This window comes from Lactococcus sp. (assembly GCF_036648155.1).
GTDB classification, from domain to species: Bacteria; Bacillota; Bacilli; order Lactobacillales; family Streptococcaceae; genus Lactococcus; species Lactococcus cremoris.
The window spans coordinates 226,460-240,711 of sequence record NZ_JAVXIY010000003.1 but is presented as its reverse complement, the minus strand read 5'-3'; the positions used below and the strand labels follow the sequence as shown (position 1 = coordinate 240,711).

The following is a 14,252-nucleotide window of genomic DNA, read 5'->3' as shown; positions in this document are numbered from 1 at the left end:
TCAAGGGCAGAGTCAAAGTTATCTTCCGATTTCCAAGTATCCCCAACATAAATGCTTGAGTCGTGCACGTTAACTGCTGTCTGTTTACCTTTAACAGTCAATTTCGCAATGCTTGTCACACCACCATAAGTGTAGGTTATTTCATAAACGCCGGCTGTTGTGGTATCCACTTTTGATTCATCTACTGTGAGTTGACTGAAATCAACTTTATTGCCATCTTTATCAAGGGCAGAGTCAAAGTTATCTTCCGATTTCCAAGTATCCCCAACATAAATGCTTGAGTCGTGCACGTTAACTGCTGTCTGTTTACCTTTAACAGTCAATTTCGCAATGCTTGTCACACCACCATAAGTGTAGGTTATTTCATAAACGCCGGCTGTTGTGGTATCCACTTTTGATTCATCTACTGTGAGTTGACTGAAATCAACTTTATTGCCATCTTTATCAAGGGCAGAGTCAAAGTTATCTTCCGATTTCCAAGTATCCCCAACATAAATGCTTGAGTCGTGCACGTTAACTGCCGTCTGTTTGTCTTTAACAGTTATAGTCACATCTTGTTTAGCACTCCCGCTGCTATATGTAACAATATATGTCCCAACTTTGTTAGTATCTACTTTGTTCGCACCACTAATAATAACTCCAGAATTTAAATCAATCGAATTACCTTTTATATCTGTTGCACTGTCAAAAGAATCTTTTGGCTCCCAACTCTCACCTCTATAAATAGTAATATCATGTGCCTTAATTGTTTCTAAGTTTGCGATAACCTTAATATTTGCTATGGCTTTTATTGTTGCTATCGTTCCAGACTGCTTCTCTTCAAATGAGTACTCTATTGGATAATTTCCAGGATTACTTGTATCAACTGTACCTGAAGTCTTGACGGTTTGTCCCATGTTTATAAATTCTGTTCCATTAAACTTAGTTCCCGAAATAAAATTATCTCTAGGATCCCATATGCTATTTTGGCTTATCTCGGTATCTTTAACTTGTAATTCTGCATTATGCACTCCTTCAAAAGAAGTATATTTATATAAATCCGCCAGATTCCAAGCACTTATACTATTGTTGTTTCGCGTATCTTTTACAAGAGCTTGGATAGCTATGCGCTCAGACACATCATATGCGTCTGAAACAGTTGGAATCATAGCTTCAATTCCAAAAGTTTTATTGCTATCTCTAAAGGAATTGGTAAAAGTATAATCTACTCCTTTTTTTTCATCATGGTATATATAATCTGAAACTTGATAATCTGTTCCACTCAGAGCCTCACTAGAAAATTCATCCGAATAATTTCCAGTAGAGAGTACATCTCCAGTCCGATTCGAAGTATCATAATATATTCTTGAAATAATCTTATCATAATCAAACAGTTTACCAGTAGTATTTGATGCTTTTGCTACACGAAATCCTACTAATATATAACGTTGATCCGGATCTGACTGTACGACCTTTTTCATTGAAGCACGGAAATTTGCTGTTTGAGCAGAGCCAATTAATCTAATTGTACTATCACCTTCTCCCCATCCATTAGAATAAGATGTTTTCACTCCAACTTTTCCTTGTTCAAAAGGTGAGCCTGTATATAAACGAGATGAAATATTCGGTTGTTCCGTTGTACTTTTATTATTGCTGTTGTTTTGATTGTCAGGAAGAGTACTATCTCTTCCCTTTTCTTCTTTCTTATTTGAGGAAGTCTCTTCCAAAATTTCTACATCACTTTTTGATTTATCAAAATTAGAATTTTTCTGACTCCCCGTAGAATTAGAAAGGTCAGTACTCCCTTCTGTACTCAATCTCTTGATACTCTCTTCCTGATTATCCTCTAACTGTTTCTCATTATTTGCTGTTACTGAATTTATAGATAACTCATACGCTTCTACTGATGTAGCAATCAATGGTAATGATAATATCATAGTACTAAATAATGCTAAATAGCTTTTTTTGTTCAAAATGTCTCTCCTTTATATTTTATATTACGCACATTCCTCATTTTTTAGTTAGTAATTTCTGGATTAATTTTCATTTCATGTACTAACCAGCCTTGAGATAGTCTACACATTTCGAGTTTTTGTTTTTTATTTAAATTTTCAAAAATAAACTCAGTAAGACTATCTTCACTCTTTTCTTTAAAATAAATTTCATCCAGTCCCATCAAATATCTAGGAGTGACATCAAAGTACTCAGATAATTCTAATAATCGGATTGCAGAAGGCATCGTTTTACCTTTATAGTTACTTAATGCATTTCTAGAGTATCCTAGTTCCTTCTCAATTTGATTAAAAGATTTATCTGAAGCTTCTGCAAGTTTTTTTATTCTCCCATAAAAGTCATTTCTATCCATCTCAAATCCTTTCAAAATTCAATTTTAATTTTAATTTTTTATTTTACGAAAAATTAAGGTTTTCCCGAAAGCTTTGTGATGTTATTGATATGAAAACACTTATAAATGCCTATACTTGGTTAAATATTAAATAATTTGATTTTCAAAATAATATATTTAAGTAAGTATAAGTTACTATTTAATAATACGAGCGACATAAATAGACGACTGTTAGGGAAAATAAGACACAAAAGACTCCGAAAAACCTTAATTTTTCGGAGTCTTTTTCATTTTATACTACAAGATAGTCCTAGAGAGTACCATACAACTCTTTAAAAGTCACTGATACTAAGAATAGTATCTAACAAATTTGTATTTTCACTTGATTATAATCAAGTGACAATGTTTCATGTACTTTATATTATACATTTTTTTAGCTATTTTTCAAATTTAAATTGTATGCCCTACACTTCTATATATTTCATTTTTATTAGATAAAGTTATTCTTGCAAATGCAATCACCAACATTAACGCCTGATAAACAAACAAATTTTTCGCCTTTCTGTATTTTGGGAGAAGTACCCATGAATTTTTGCATAGCCATTACCTCCTTGATAGATTAGCTACCGTCCTTTAACTTCTACGAAAGCATAATAATATATTTATATACCAAAATTCACTAAATAAAAAATTACTAGTTATTATTACCAGTGACTTTTTATATACACTTTTTCTTTGCTTGGTTAGTTTTTGAGTTAGTTATCTTTTATTAGCCCTCAAAATCAATGATTTTAAACATTACCACCCATTTTTTTACTTTACTATCACAAAAAAGCCAAATTCAAAATTTTTAAAATTCGAGTCAAATGATGAGGCGGCAATTTTTTCACATGATATAATTAATTTAGAGCAAATGGAGGTGTAAGATGAGTACAGAAAGAGCTATTTTTGCTGGTGGTTGTTTTTGGTGTATGGTTGAACCTTTCGAAGAACGTTCAGGTATTTTAGCTGTAACAAGCGGCTATACAGGAGGACAGATCGAATATCCTACTTATGACCAAGTTCTCTCAAAAGCTTCTGGTCATACAGAGGCCGTTGAAATTTTATTTGATAATGAACTAATTTCTTATGATGAACTTTTAGATATTTATTGGTCTTTGATTGACCCAACCGATGCTGACGGTCAAATTTATGACCGAGGCGCAAATTACCGTCCAGTAATTTTTGTTGAAAGTGAAGAACAAAAAACTGCTGCTCAAAAAAGTAAAATCGCCTTAGAAAAATCTGGAATTTGGGACAAACCAATAGTTGTTCCTATTGAAGAAGCTAAAACTTTTTGGCCAGCTGAAGAATATCATCAACAATACTATAAAAAAGACCCTAAACGTTATCAAGCGATGCACAAGGCACGTGAACGTTATTTGGCCTTACAACGTTTCAAAGGAAAATTTAAATTTTTAAGAAAAAACACTAGATAAGCTAGTGTTTTTATTTTATATTTGGCCAATCTTTTCCAAACCATTCTTGGTATAGATCTTCTACAATTTTAACAGTCGTCATTGTCATTTCAGGAGAAAGTTTTTCACTTTTTTTCTTACCACTATTGATAAGTTCCGCGATTTCATCAATCTCATAACTGAATTCACTTGACATTGGATGTGAAAACTCTTCAATCATTCCATCATTTCTAATGAGACTTGCTTGATTTGATTTCCAATAATTTGGAACAGAAATTTCTCCTTTTTCCCCGTAAATTACAAAAGTATTTGCTTTATCCAAACGGGTGGTAAGCGAGATATTAATCATAATTTCTTCTTTTTTCAAAAGAATTTCGTAATCTAAATCTGCTTTATTTTCTTCAGGGGACCAGTAAATTCCTTTTGCTTCATCAAAACCTGTTCCAAATAAAAATTGTAGCACGGAGAGTGGATAGCTGGCATGCATGATAAAGGCTCCGCCACCTTCTTTTAGATCTAAAGCCCAACTCTCACGGTTGGTATGAGGTCTAAAATCGTTAATTGCAAGGCGAGATACTTTACCAATCTCATTGGCATCAAGCCATTTTTTGATTTTGGTCATCACAGGAAGAAAAACAGATTTTTGGGCTTCCATCAAAAAAAGATTTTTTTCATTTGCAATCTTAAATAACTCTTGAGACTCTTTAAGCGTTAAGGTAAATGGTTTTTCAAGAAGCACACTTTTACCTGCTTCTAGGGCCAGCTTTGCTTGAGGATAATGTTGTTTATTGATAAGTGGAATATAGATTAAGTCAATTTCTTCTGCCTTTACTAAACTTACATAATCATCATAAACTTCTGGAATTCCTAAATCCAAAGCGGCTTTTTCTGCTTTTTCTTTATTTCTGGCAGCAATTCCGATAACTTCTGCTTGCCCACTTTCTTTTACACCTGCTACAAATCGGGGAACAATCTTAGCAGCACCCATGATTCCAATTTTTAACATTTAACTTCCTCCTGTGACTAAATCCCGATAATCACGGTTTCTACAGTTTCAACTCCTGCAGTGGTAACACGGACTCTAGCAAGATTTTCTACTGTATTAACATCAAAAAATCGGTCTCCACTGATATCATTTTGAATGATTTTTACAGTTGCTTCTGGTGGAAATTTTTGTAAGGTTTCAATAAGTTCTTGTGTCGTCATAATCTTTTAGTCGGCCCTTTCTGATAGATATTCCCAACGTTCATATTTTTCTTCAAGCTCTTTTGTTTTATTGTCTAATTCTTTTTGTAAGTCAAGTAAGAGTTCTGTATTAGAACCATTTTCATTCATTTCTGTGTCAATCTCAGAAATTCGTTCTTCAATTTCAGCAATTTGACTTTCAATGGTTTCCCATTCTTTCTTTTCCATATAAGTCAGTTTGGCTTTGTCCGTATTTTCTCTTTTGTCAGCAATTACGGGACTTTCAGTTTTACTGACAGCTTTGTCAGCAATTTTTTCTTCCATTTTGACCGCTAAATAGTCACTGTAAGCACCAAAATAATGGTTGATTTCTCCATTTTCAAAGGCAAGTAATTCATTACTTACTTTGTCTTGGAAATAACGGTCATGTGAAACGGTCAAAACAGCACCAGGGAAAGAGCCTAGGAAATTTTCAAGTACGGTTAATGTTGCAATATCCAAGTCATTGGTTGGTTCGTCAAGTAAAAGCACATTAGGTTGTAATAGTAAAATCTTTAGTAAATAGAGTCGTTTTTTCTCACCACCAGAAAGTTTAGAAATGAGTGTTCCGTGGCTACTTCTTGGAAAGAGAAATTGCTCTAACAGATTAACAATTGAAATATTTTCGCCACTATTATTATGAGCAGCCGAAGCCACTTCTTCAAGGAAATTTATCATGCGTTTATTTTCATCAAGTCCGCGAATTTCTTGACTGAAATAACCAATTTTGACGGTTTCCCCAATTTCTAAAAGCCCTTCAGTTAATTCTAATTCTCCAGCAATGACATTGAGGAGTGTTGATTTTCCAACGCCATTATCCCCAACAATCCCTAAGCGCGAATGAGGTTGAACAATTAAATCAAAATTGCTGAAAATTTGTCGGTCTGGGTAAGAAAATCCTGCATTCTTAAAATTAATCACTTTTTTACCTAAACGACTTGAAGCAATATTTAATTCCAAATCCTCTTGATTTTTTGAAGTTTTCATTGAATCTTTGAGGTCTTCAAAGCGGTCAATACGTGCCTGTTGTTTGGTTGCCCGAGCTTGTGGTGATTTACGAATCCAAGTTAATTCGGACTGGTAAAGTTGTTTGGCTTTATGACTCGCTGCGGCTTCACGTTCTTCATCTTCTGCTTTTTTTGCTAAATAATCTTGATAATTTCCTTGATACTCTTTTAATCCGGCATCTTCAAGCTCAAAAATTCGTGTTGCAACATTATCCAAAAAATAACGGTCATGGGTCACAAAAAGAACTGTTCTTCGAGAATTTTTTAGATAATTTTGTAACCAAGCAATGGTCTCAACATCAAGGTGGTTGGTTGGTTCATCAAGTAATAACAAATCTGAATCATTGACTAAAGCTTGAGCCAATTGAACACGTCTTTTTTGTCCACCAGAAAGACTTTCAATGATTGTTGTAGCTTCTGGAAGTTGAAGTTTAGTTAAAATTGTTTTGACATCTGCTTCTACTTGCCATGCATTCAAGGCATCCATTTCTGACTGAGCACGCTCTAATTTAGACAAATTTTCAAAATCCAAAAGCGCCGCTTCATAGTTTTTAATTGCCCTCATTTGTGGAAGTGAATCATCTAAAACACTATCTAAAATACTTGCTTTGGGATTAAAATCTGGTTCTTGAGTTAAATAAGTAATTTTGTAATTTTGTGGATGGTCAAAAGGCGATTTATCTCCATCAAAACCAGAAAGTCCTGAAATAACATTTAAGAGTGTTGTTTTACCTGTTCCATTTACTCCTAGAAGTCCAATTCGATCAAGATCATGAATGATGAAATTGATCGAATTGAAAACCGTTTTTTCACCAACTGATTTACTTAAATTTTGTGCGATGAAGTCTGCCATTTTTTGCCCTAATTTCTCTTATATTACTTTTGATTATATCATAAAAAAGCCTGTCAGTAACGACAGGTATCATTTTTACTAGCAAAGTGAGCGATTCTTTGATGACTCCTTTCCGTCAGTAAAAAATTACTGACAGAAAAGATTTGATTAATCGTCAATATTTTTTTTACTCTCACGAATATCAAAGGGATGAACAATCTCTTCTAATTCTTTGATATAGAGTTCAGCTTGTCTGGTTAGTTGAAAATCATTGAGTGAAATCCAGCCAATTTCTATATTATCGTCAACTGCTAAAGGAATAGCGACAATATTATCACCATTTAAATCCTGACTGACAATACCTGTTGAAATGGTATAACCATTTAAGCCAATCATTAGATTAAAAATTGTGGCTCGATCTCCCACTTTTATGTCTTTTTTAGCGTAAACAGTCGATAAAATCTCTTCAGAAAAATAGAAAGAATTATGCTCGCCTTGCTCATAAGACAAGCGTGGAAATTTTTCTAAATCTTCTAAGCTTACAAATTGTCGGTCAGCTAAGGGATTGGTCGAACTTACGAAAATATGAGGCTCAGCCAAAAACAAGGAATGAAAGGTTAGCCGATTTTCTTTTAAAATTTTGTCAATTACATTTGCGTTATAAGAATTTTTGTAAAGAATGCCAAGTTCACTGCGCAAGGCCTTCACATCTTCTATAATTTCATAAGTACGGGCCTCTCGTAAAGTATATTCGTATTCGTCAATTCCTTGACTTTCTGTTTTTTTAACCATATTTACAAAAGCATTGACGGCAAAAGCATAGTGCTGTGTCGAGATGGCACACAGTTTTCTTGATGGCTTTTTGTCCAACCACCGCGCTTCCAATAAATCAGATTGTTCAACAACTTGTCTAGCATAACCTAAAAACTCGGTTCCTTCTGCGGTCAGCGAAATTCCTTTGCTTGAACGTTGTAAAAGGGGCAATCCTACTTCTATTTCAATGTCTTTAATTGACTTTGATAGACTAGGCTGTGTAATATAGAGAATCTCAGCTGCCTGATTGATTGAGCCAATCTTAGCCACTTCAATAAAATATTTGAGTTGTTGTAAACTTATCGTCATTATTTTTTTCCTCATTAGATTTTTAATTCAAAAATCAAAAATCTGGTCAGTAACTTTGTATTTACTGACAGAACTTTCAGTAATTATTTTTTACTGACCAAGCTTTCCAGTACTTTTATCGCTGAGATTATTTTTTCCCCGCTCACTTTTTCATCAATTAAGCGATAAGATTCAACAGGACTCGCTGCAAATTCTGCCGCTTCTTTCAGTTTTTTCAAATTAGGATTGGATAAATTTATTTCTGCTAAAGAAGCAGGCAAATGGTTTTCTCGATAGAAAGGTAATAGTTTCTCAATTTCTAAATAGTCCCTTGTATAAGCCAATTGAACTAAAACACCATAAGCAACTTTTGAACCATGTAAAATAGCGTGGGTTTCTGGACAAAGCGAAAGTCCATTATGGAGCGCGTGAGCACCTGACATCCGCCCATAAGTCCCAGCAAATCCGCCCACCGTGCCCGAAAGTTCAATGATTGTGTCTACAATACGTCCAAAAGCTGGACTTACTTTTTGCTTACTTAAATCCGCCAAAGCCGCCTTTGAATCTGCAAATAATATTTTAAAAATTTCTTTGGCACTGACAAAACCTAAACGAACAGAAGCTGACAGTTCTTCTTGGGGGACTTGACGAATAATGCCTTCCATTTCATACCATTTTGCGAGTGTATCGCCAATTCCAGCAACGAAATAATCATAGGGAGTCGCTAACAAAAAGTCATAATCCACCAAGGTCAAATGACTGACTTTATTTAAGTATCCGACTTTATCAAAAGTATGGTCTGAATGATAAAGCGCAGCAACTGGTGTATAAGGTGCACAATTCGATACTAAAGTAGGAATAATTATCAACTCACAATCAAGCTCTTGTGCCACTACTTTACAAGTATCAATCAAACGCCCGCCCCCTATCGCAAGAATAGCCTCAACATTACCGATTTCTTTGGCTAGCTTTTTCCCGTTTTCAACAGATGCTGTGCCGTCATAATGAAAAATAGGATAAGAAAGAGTTTTAGGATAAAAATCTTGAAAAACTTGAAATGATTTCTCGCCAGTAATCACGGCAAGTTCCTTAAATGGCGCAAGGTAAGCTTCTAAATCCTGCAAAATTCCTTGACCACTCACGTATCTGTTTGCTCCGGGACGGACTTCTTCTGAGAGTTTCATAATTTTCCTCCTAATTAAATAATTATTTAGAATATTCTATCACTTAAGGCACAAAAAAACAACATTTAATTAAGTAAATGTTGTTTTTATTCTAAATCAATGTTGTTAGGCACTGTAATCCAGAGTTTTGATTATATTTCCCTTGTCATCTGTCAAATCAATTTGCAGTTTGGGTTGAGCCACTCCAGCCTTCTTCATTGAGTCTAAGACTTTATCTGCAACGTCCTTAACTTGATCACCACTTGCAAGTAAAAGGGCACCAACGGTTGCTTTATTAAGCTTAGAAGATTCTAAAGTATAGGTCAGCTTTGTGTCAGTACTCGTCGCTTTTGCCGAATTGATTAATCCCTGCGATTGACTCTTGATAGTATCCGAATTCTCATTTAATTTGCTTGCAATAGCTGACGGAGTAGCCGAACCAATTTGATCCGCTGCGTCCGTTAAGTTTTGAGAATCTGGTATAAATTTTGCTGCAATATTATCTGTTTGACTGGAAATAACGTGTCGTCCTACCATCACAATACCAAAAACAATCAGAGCCAGAAATATAATAAGGGAGAGTAATATTGCAAATACTTTACCCCCTCTACGTTTCTTCACTGTTTTTCTTTTTCTAGAATTCATTTATTTTCCTTTTCTAGCTTTGAGCTGTAATAGTATTATAACATTTTGAAGTTAAAATAAAACTAAAAAAAGTAGTTTTCCAATTACTTTTTAAGATCTTTTAGATAAAATTAATCATTAAAGTCAAAACGTAATTTCATATTAGCTGAACCAAGAACAACCATACGTCCCAAAAGTTCCGTTTGTGCTTTGAAAGCAGCCTCTGCTAATTTTTCATTGGCTTGTGTCAAATAAGCAATTTTATCTTCTGCAAGCTCAAAGTTTTTATCAGTTTCATTTTGAATTTCATGGAATTTCGCCATGGTGTTTAATTCAAAAGTGTTGCGTAAATCAACAAATAAATCATAATTCGCATCACCAAGAACAGCTGTTGTTGCGCTCAACCAATACATATTTGTTGGATCATATTCTCCCTTCGCGTCACGATAAGAAGCTGGCGTATCATTAATTGCTGTGTAAAATGGTACAACATGATTGAATGTATTTGCACCAAAAGCAAGCCATTGTACACCTGCAAGTTCAAAAGGAACATTATTTCTAACTTGCAAGATATGAACACTGTGATTTCGATTGATTCCGATTGGACGGAAAAGTTTTCTTTCTTCTGGACGATTTGTTGTGCCATAAGGGTCATATTTTGTATTTTCAAAATGACTTGACAAGACAAATTTCACATCTTCGACAGTGATTTTACGGCTAGCTTCACAAATGAATGGAAGTTCTTGATTTTGTGGGTCTTCAGATACATTTCCCAAGAAATTTTGACCATACCAAGTTCGAGGATTATTATAAACAGAGTCTTTTATTGAAGATGAACCAAAGATATGACGGAGATTATAATGACTTTCATAACCTTCAAAATCAGGGTTTAAATGATTTTCATCAATTAATTGTTTCAAATCAGCAGAACACATATAATCATCATTATCAAATTTGAATTCGTCAATATTCATTCGATTTGGTGCCACCACATAAGAATCATCAGGAATGCGAACCGCTGCCCAATGATGTCCACCGATTGTTTCCAACCACCAAACTTCTTCATTGTCAGCAAAAGCAATCCCGTTTGGTTCATAGGTTCCGTAAGTTGTCAGTAATTGGCCTAAACGTTCGACTCCTTCGCGAGCACTTTTGATATAAGGCAAGACGAGAGTCACAAGGTCTTCTTCGCCCATCCCATTTTCCACATAAGGGTCAAGTCCGAGAATTCTTGGATTCGTAGTAATTGTTTCTGTTGCTGACATCGCAACATTTTCACTATTAATTCCTGCTGCAGGCCAAATTCCTTCTTTTAGGACAGCATTGGGTGTCGAAGTATAGCGCAAAGGATTATCTGGCAAATCTAATTCTAAACCAGATAAGACTGCCTTATAATGACGCACTTGATTTTCTGGTTCAATGACAATAAAGCGTTGTGGATCAAGCGCTTCATGACCATCATCATTACGGGCAATCATTGTTGACCCATCAATTGAGGCTTTTTTCCCAACAAGCACTGTTGTACATGACCCTTTACGGCGATTTTCAATTTTCATATTAGTTCTCCCTTTATATTTTATAGAATACATTGATAGGAATATCAAAAATTGTGTCTCTAGCAGAAATACAATTTTAATTGATTTTTTTTCAGAATTTCTATCAGTAAAATTTGTTAACTTTTATTTTTCAAGTTCTAGCATTTTATTAACTTCTGTTAAAATTGCAATCTGCTCATTTTTCAACTCGTTTTTAACTATTTTTTCTTCAATAGTTTTTAATATTTTTCCCAACTCTGGTCCGGGCTTAAGTGAAAATTCATCCATCAAATCTTTCCCAGCAATAACAATTTCTGATTTATCATGAATTTGCAATTGGTCATTAATAAAAACTGCTCGTTCTCTGTCAATATTCCTTCCAAAAGCAATTTTCAACTCATCAACCAGAAGTGCTTTTTCCAAACCAAAATGATAAAGACTGACCAAATCCCAATTTTCAAGTTCATAGGCTGAAACAAGGTCAGCTACATATTTTGAAAATTCATTTGATACTTTCCATTTGCGTAAAAAAGCCTTCACATCAATATTTGAAAATCTGGTCAGTAAGGCCGCCCATGCTTGTTCTGAATTTTTAAAGTGAAAATCTACTGACAGCTCTGTCAGCACTTTTTTTAAGGCTAAATCTTGAAAATCTGGTAAGTATTTCCATGCCTCTGATTCAATCAATAAAGTCAAACCATTGCGCCATTCACTCCCCAACAATAATTTATCTAATTCGATAAATATTCGCTCAACCGAAATTTTTTCTAAGAGGTGAGAACGCTCACGCATGGCTGAAAAAGTTTTCTCTTCAATTTTAAAATCCAAAGTGGAAGCAAAACGCATGGCACGCATAATCCGTAAGGCATCTTCATTGAAACGCTCCAAAGCGCTCCCAACAGCTGTCAATCTTCGTTCTTTTAAATCTGTTAAACCATCAAATAAATCAATGATTTGACCCTCAAAATCACAGGCAAAAGCATTAACCGTAAAGTCGCGCCGTTTTAAATCCTCTCGTAAATCTCTGACGAAATCCACATGGTCAGGTCGTCTGTAATCTGTATATTTTGATTCTGTCCGAAAAGTAGTAATTTCATAATGCTCGGCTTCCGATTTTCCAGCTAAAACAAGAACAGTTCCATGCTCAATACCGACATCGATAGTATAAGGAAAAATATCTTTTATCTCCTCAGGGTAAGCACTCGTTGCAATATCTACATCGTGAATCTCTCGCCCAAGCAATACATCCCGTACAGAACCTCCAACAAAATAAGCTTCAAAACCATGCTCGCTTATTTTTTCTAAAACCGGCTGAGCCTGTACAAACTCCTCGGGTAATTTTTCTAATTTCATATCTTTTATTTTATCATTTTTTATAGAAAAAGGGGCATAGCCCCATTATAGGCTTCCAATTTTACTGACAGAATTTTTGAATACTATTAAAATACTGACAAAAGCACATAAACTTCTAAGTAAAGAATAGTCAGTAAGAAAAAAGCACGCAAGCCCAAAAAAGGGTTGACGAACTTTTTCCGATTTTTATCAGTAATTTTTATTCCATTGACTTTTCCAAATTAATCCAATAACGACAAATTTCGTCTCCGTCAATTTCCACAGTATTTTCTAAGATTCCACCATTTGCTTCAATCGTTTTACGACTGGCCACATTTCCCTTGTCAGCAGAAATCATTACTTGAGAAATCAAACGTTTTTGATATTTGGGCAGGGCAAAATTGACCATTTTTTCAGCAATATGCTGACCTCTAAAATCAGGAGCGACACCATAACCAATATGTCCGCCCCATTCTAATAAAATTCCCTTTTCAATTTGCCAACGACAAGATATTTCACCAGCAATTTGTCCATTAATGAAAGCAAAATATTTAGTAGCTGTTGACCAGTCTGGCTTTTCGGCACTTATTTCCTCTTTCCGAATTTTTCCACATATTCCGCAAAATTATCCAAATTAACCTCGGCATAAGTTTTTACAGCATCAATCTTAAAAGGACTTGTATCTGTTGACCAATTATGAATATAATCCATAAATGCCTCAGCATCACTTAAGTCTAATCTACGAATTTCCAAATTACTCATAAAGCCCCCCACTAAAGGTTTTATTATAGAAAAGCTCTTGCAAACTTACTCTATCGTCAAAAAAATTATAAGTCTAAAAAGTGTTCTAAGCCATATTTTAGCTCAGAAACGGTCATCACTTTACGAATTCCAAGTGCAATTCCAGTCATAAAGCTTGAACGGTCGTAAGAGTCATGGCGCAAGGTCAATCCTTCACCTTTTGAGCCAAAAATGACTTCTTGATGAGCCACCAGACCTGGTAAGCGAACTGAATGAATCCTCATCCCCTCAAGAACAGCTCCCCGCGCCCCAACTAATGATTCTTTTTCATCTACTGCCCCTTGATGATGAGCCAGACGTTCCTCAGCCATCAATTCTGCCGTTTTTACAGCAGTTCCAGAGGGCGCATCCTTTTTACCATCATGATGTAACTCAATAATTTCTACATCTGGGAAATATTTCACGGCCTGTTTCGAGAATTGCATTAATAAAACCGCACCTAAGGCAAAATTAGGTGCAATTAGTCCACCCAGTTCTTTCTCCCTAGAAAATTTTATTAAACGAGCCACTTCATCCTCAGTAAATCCAGTTGTGCCCACAACAGGTCGTAAGCCATGTTCCAGCGCAAAATAAGCATTCTCATAAGCAACCTCTGGAGCTGTCAAATCCAGCCAAACATCTGCTTCAATATTCTCTAGTTCCTCTTTTCGATTGAAGACAGGAACATCAAAGGCCTCAGAAACTTCTTCTTTTCTCCCTAATAAAGCGACAAGTTCAAAATTAGGAGCGTTGAGAATCATTTGCACAGCCGTCGAACCCATTTTTCCACGAAATCCTGCCACAACTACTTTAATTTTATTCAAAATCATATCCTCACTCAAACATTTTATTATAATAAAAGAATTAACTAAGT

At 35.0% G+C, this 14,252-nt stretch carries 14 protein-coding genes; 1 reads left to right on the top strand and 13 read right to left on the bottom strand.

Translation table 11 applies throughout. The annotated features are described in order from the left end of the window. Both RSC39_RS04635 and RSC39_RS04630 read right to left on the bottom strand, forming a co-directional pair. The coding region (locus RSC39_RS04635; protein WP_332535436.1) for a bacterial Ig-like domain-containing protein at positions 1-1,796 on the bottom strand (1,796 nt) is incomplete at its 3' end. Between the two features lie 200 nt (positions 1,797-1,996). Further along, positions 1,997-2,344, bottom strand: a complete 348-nt coding sequence (locus tag RSC39_RS04630; protein WP_332535434.1) for a helix-turn-helix transcriptional regulator — start codon at positions 2,342-2,344, stop codon at positions 1,997-1,999. Positions 2,345-3,249: 905 nt separating this feature from the next. On the opposite strand from RSC39_RS04630, the gene msrA reads away from it, so the two are divergent. Further along, positions 3,250-3,801: a peptide-methionine (S)-S-oxide reductase MsrA gene (gene msrA / locus RSC39_RS04625; RefSeq protein ID WP_063282406.1), complete on the top strand. Its 552-nt coding sequence runs from the start codon at positions 3,250-3,252 to the stop codon at positions 3,799-3,801. A gap of 10 nt (positions 3,802-3,811) precedes the next feature. On the opposite strand, the gene RSC39_RS04620 is transcribed toward msrA, so the two are convergent. From RSC39_RS04620 to dapB, 11 genes are all read right to left on the bottom strand, one after another. Next, positions 3,812-4,786 carry a Gfo/Idh/MocA family oxidoreductase gene (locus RSC39_RS04620; RefSeq protein ID WP_332535432.1) on the bottom strand — a complete coding sequence of 325 codons (975 nt, stop codon included), beginning with the start codon at positions 4,784-4,786 and terminating at the stop codon, positions 3,812-3,814. Positions 4,787-4,803: 17 nt separating this feature from the next. Beyond that, entirely contained in the window at positions 4,804-4,986 is a 183-nt protein-coding gene (locus RSC39_RS04615) for a hypothetical protein (RefSeq protein WP_011676583.1), read from the bottom strand. Between the two features lie 6 nt (positions 4,987-4,992). Then, a complete protein-coding gene (locus tag RSC39_RS04610) occupies positions 4,993-6,864 on the bottom strand; it encodes an ABC-F family ATP-binding cassette domain-containing protein (RefSeq protein WP_332535430.1) in 1,872 nt (623 codons plus the stop codon). Between the two features lie 147 nt (positions 6,865-7,011). Further along, a complete protein-coding gene (locus tag RSC39_RS04605) occupies positions 7,012-7,965 on the bottom strand; it encodes a LysR family transcriptional regulator (RefSeq protein ID WP_332535428.1) in 954 nt (317 codons plus the stop codon). 83 nt (positions 7,966-8,048) lie between these two features. Continuing rightward, on the bottom strand, positions 8,049-9,128 hold the full coding sequence (locus RSC39_RS04600) for an iron-containing alcohol dehydrogenase family protein (RefSeq protein WP_332535426.1): 1,080 nt from the start codon (positions 9,126-9,128) through the stop codon (positions 8,049-8,051). 105 nt (positions 9,129-9,233) lie between these two features. After that, positions 9,234-9,752, bottom strand: a complete 519-nt coding sequence (locus tag RSC39_RS04595) for a hypothetical protein (RefSeq protein ID WP_332535424.1) — start codon at positions 9,750-9,752, stop codon at positions 9,234-9,236. A gap of 110 nt (positions 9,753-9,862) precedes the next feature. After that, positions 9,863-11,287, bottom strand: a complete 1,425-nt coding sequence (locus RSC39_RS04590; RefSeq protein WP_332535422.1) for a C69 family dipeptidase — start codon at positions 11,285-11,287, stop codon at positions 9,863-9,865. 123 nt (positions 11,288-11,410) lie between these two features. After that, positions 11,411-12,619 (bottom strand): CCA tRNA nucleotidyltransferase, encoded by a 1,209-nt coding sequence (locus tag RSC39_RS04585; protein ID WP_332535420.1) that lies wholly within the window; start codon positions 12,617-12,619, stop codon positions 11,411-11,413. Positions 12,620-12,818: 199 nt separating this feature from the next. Further along, positions 12,819-13,124, bottom strand: a complete 306-nt coding sequence (locus RSC39_RS04580) for a GNAT family N-acetyltransferase (RefSeq protein WP_332535443.1) — start codon at positions 13,122-13,124, stop codon at positions 12,819-12,821. Positions 13,125-13,183: 59 nt separating this feature from the next. After that, positions 13,184-13,360, bottom strand: coding sequence for a hypothetical protein (locus tag RSC39_RS04575; RefSeq protein WP_332535418.1), 177 nt, complete (start codon positions 13,358-13,360; stop codon positions 13,184-13,186). A 65-nt stretch (positions 13,361-13,425) separates the two neighbouring features. Then, positions 13,426-14,208 (bottom strand): 4-hydroxy-tetrahydrodipicolinate reductase, encoded by a 783-nt coding sequence (gene dapB, locus RSC39_RS04570; protein ID WP_332535416.1) that lies wholly within the window; start codon positions 14,206-14,208, stop codon positions 13,426-13,428. Between the last annotated feature and the right edge of the window lie 44 nt (positions 14,209-14,252).

Bases quoted from the DNA above. Each gene is read 5' to 3' on its own strand.
- RSC39_RS04630 (WP_332535434.1), bottom strand. From the start codon at position 2,344: ATGGATAGAAATGACTTTTATGGGAGAATAAAAAAACTTGCAGAAGCT.
- msrA (WP_063282406.1), top strand. From the start codon at position 3,250: ATGAGTACAGAAAGAGCTATTTTTGCTGGTGGTTGTTTTTGGTGTATG.
- RSC39_RS04620 (WP_332535432.1), bottom strand. From the start codon at position 4,786: ATGTTAAAAATTGGAATCATGGGTGCTGCTAAGATTGTTCCCCGATTT.
- RSC39_RS04615 (WP_011676583.1), bottom strand. From the start codon at position 4,986: ATGACGACACAAGAACTTATTGAAACCTTACAAAAATTTCCACCAGAA.
- RSC39_RS04610 (WP_332535430.1), bottom strand. From the start codon at position 6,864: ATGGCAGACTTCATCGCACAAAATTTAAGTAAATCAGTTGGTGAAAAA.
- RSC39_RS04605 (WP_332535428.1), bottom strand. From the start codon at position 7,965: ATGACGATAAGTTTACAACAACTCAAATATTTTATTGAAGTGGCTAAG.
- RSC39_RS04600 (WP_332535426.1), bottom strand. From the start codon at position 9,128: ATGAAACTCTCAGAAGAAGTCCGTCCCGGAGCAAACAGATACGTGAGT.
- RSC39_RS04595 (WP_332535424.1), bottom strand. From the start codon at position 9,752: ATGAATTCTAGAAAAAGAAAAACAGTGAAGAAACGTAGAGGGGGTAAA.
- RSC39_RS04590 (WP_332535422.1), bottom strand. From the start codon at position 11,287: ATGAAAATTGAAAATCGCCGTAAAGGGTCATGTACAACAGTGCTTGTT.
- RSC39_RS04585 (WP_332535420.1), bottom strand. From the start codon at position 12,619: ATGAAATTAGAAAAATTACCCGAGGAGTTTGTACAGGCTCAGCCGGTT.
- RSC39_RS04575 (WP_332535418.1), bottom strand. From the start codon at position 13,360: ATGAGTAATTTGGAAATTCGTAGATTAGACTTAAGTGATGCTGAGGCA.
- dapB (WP_332535416.1), bottom strand. From the start codon at position 14,208: ATGATTTTGAATAAAATTAAAGTAGTTGTGGCAGGATTTCGTGGAAAA.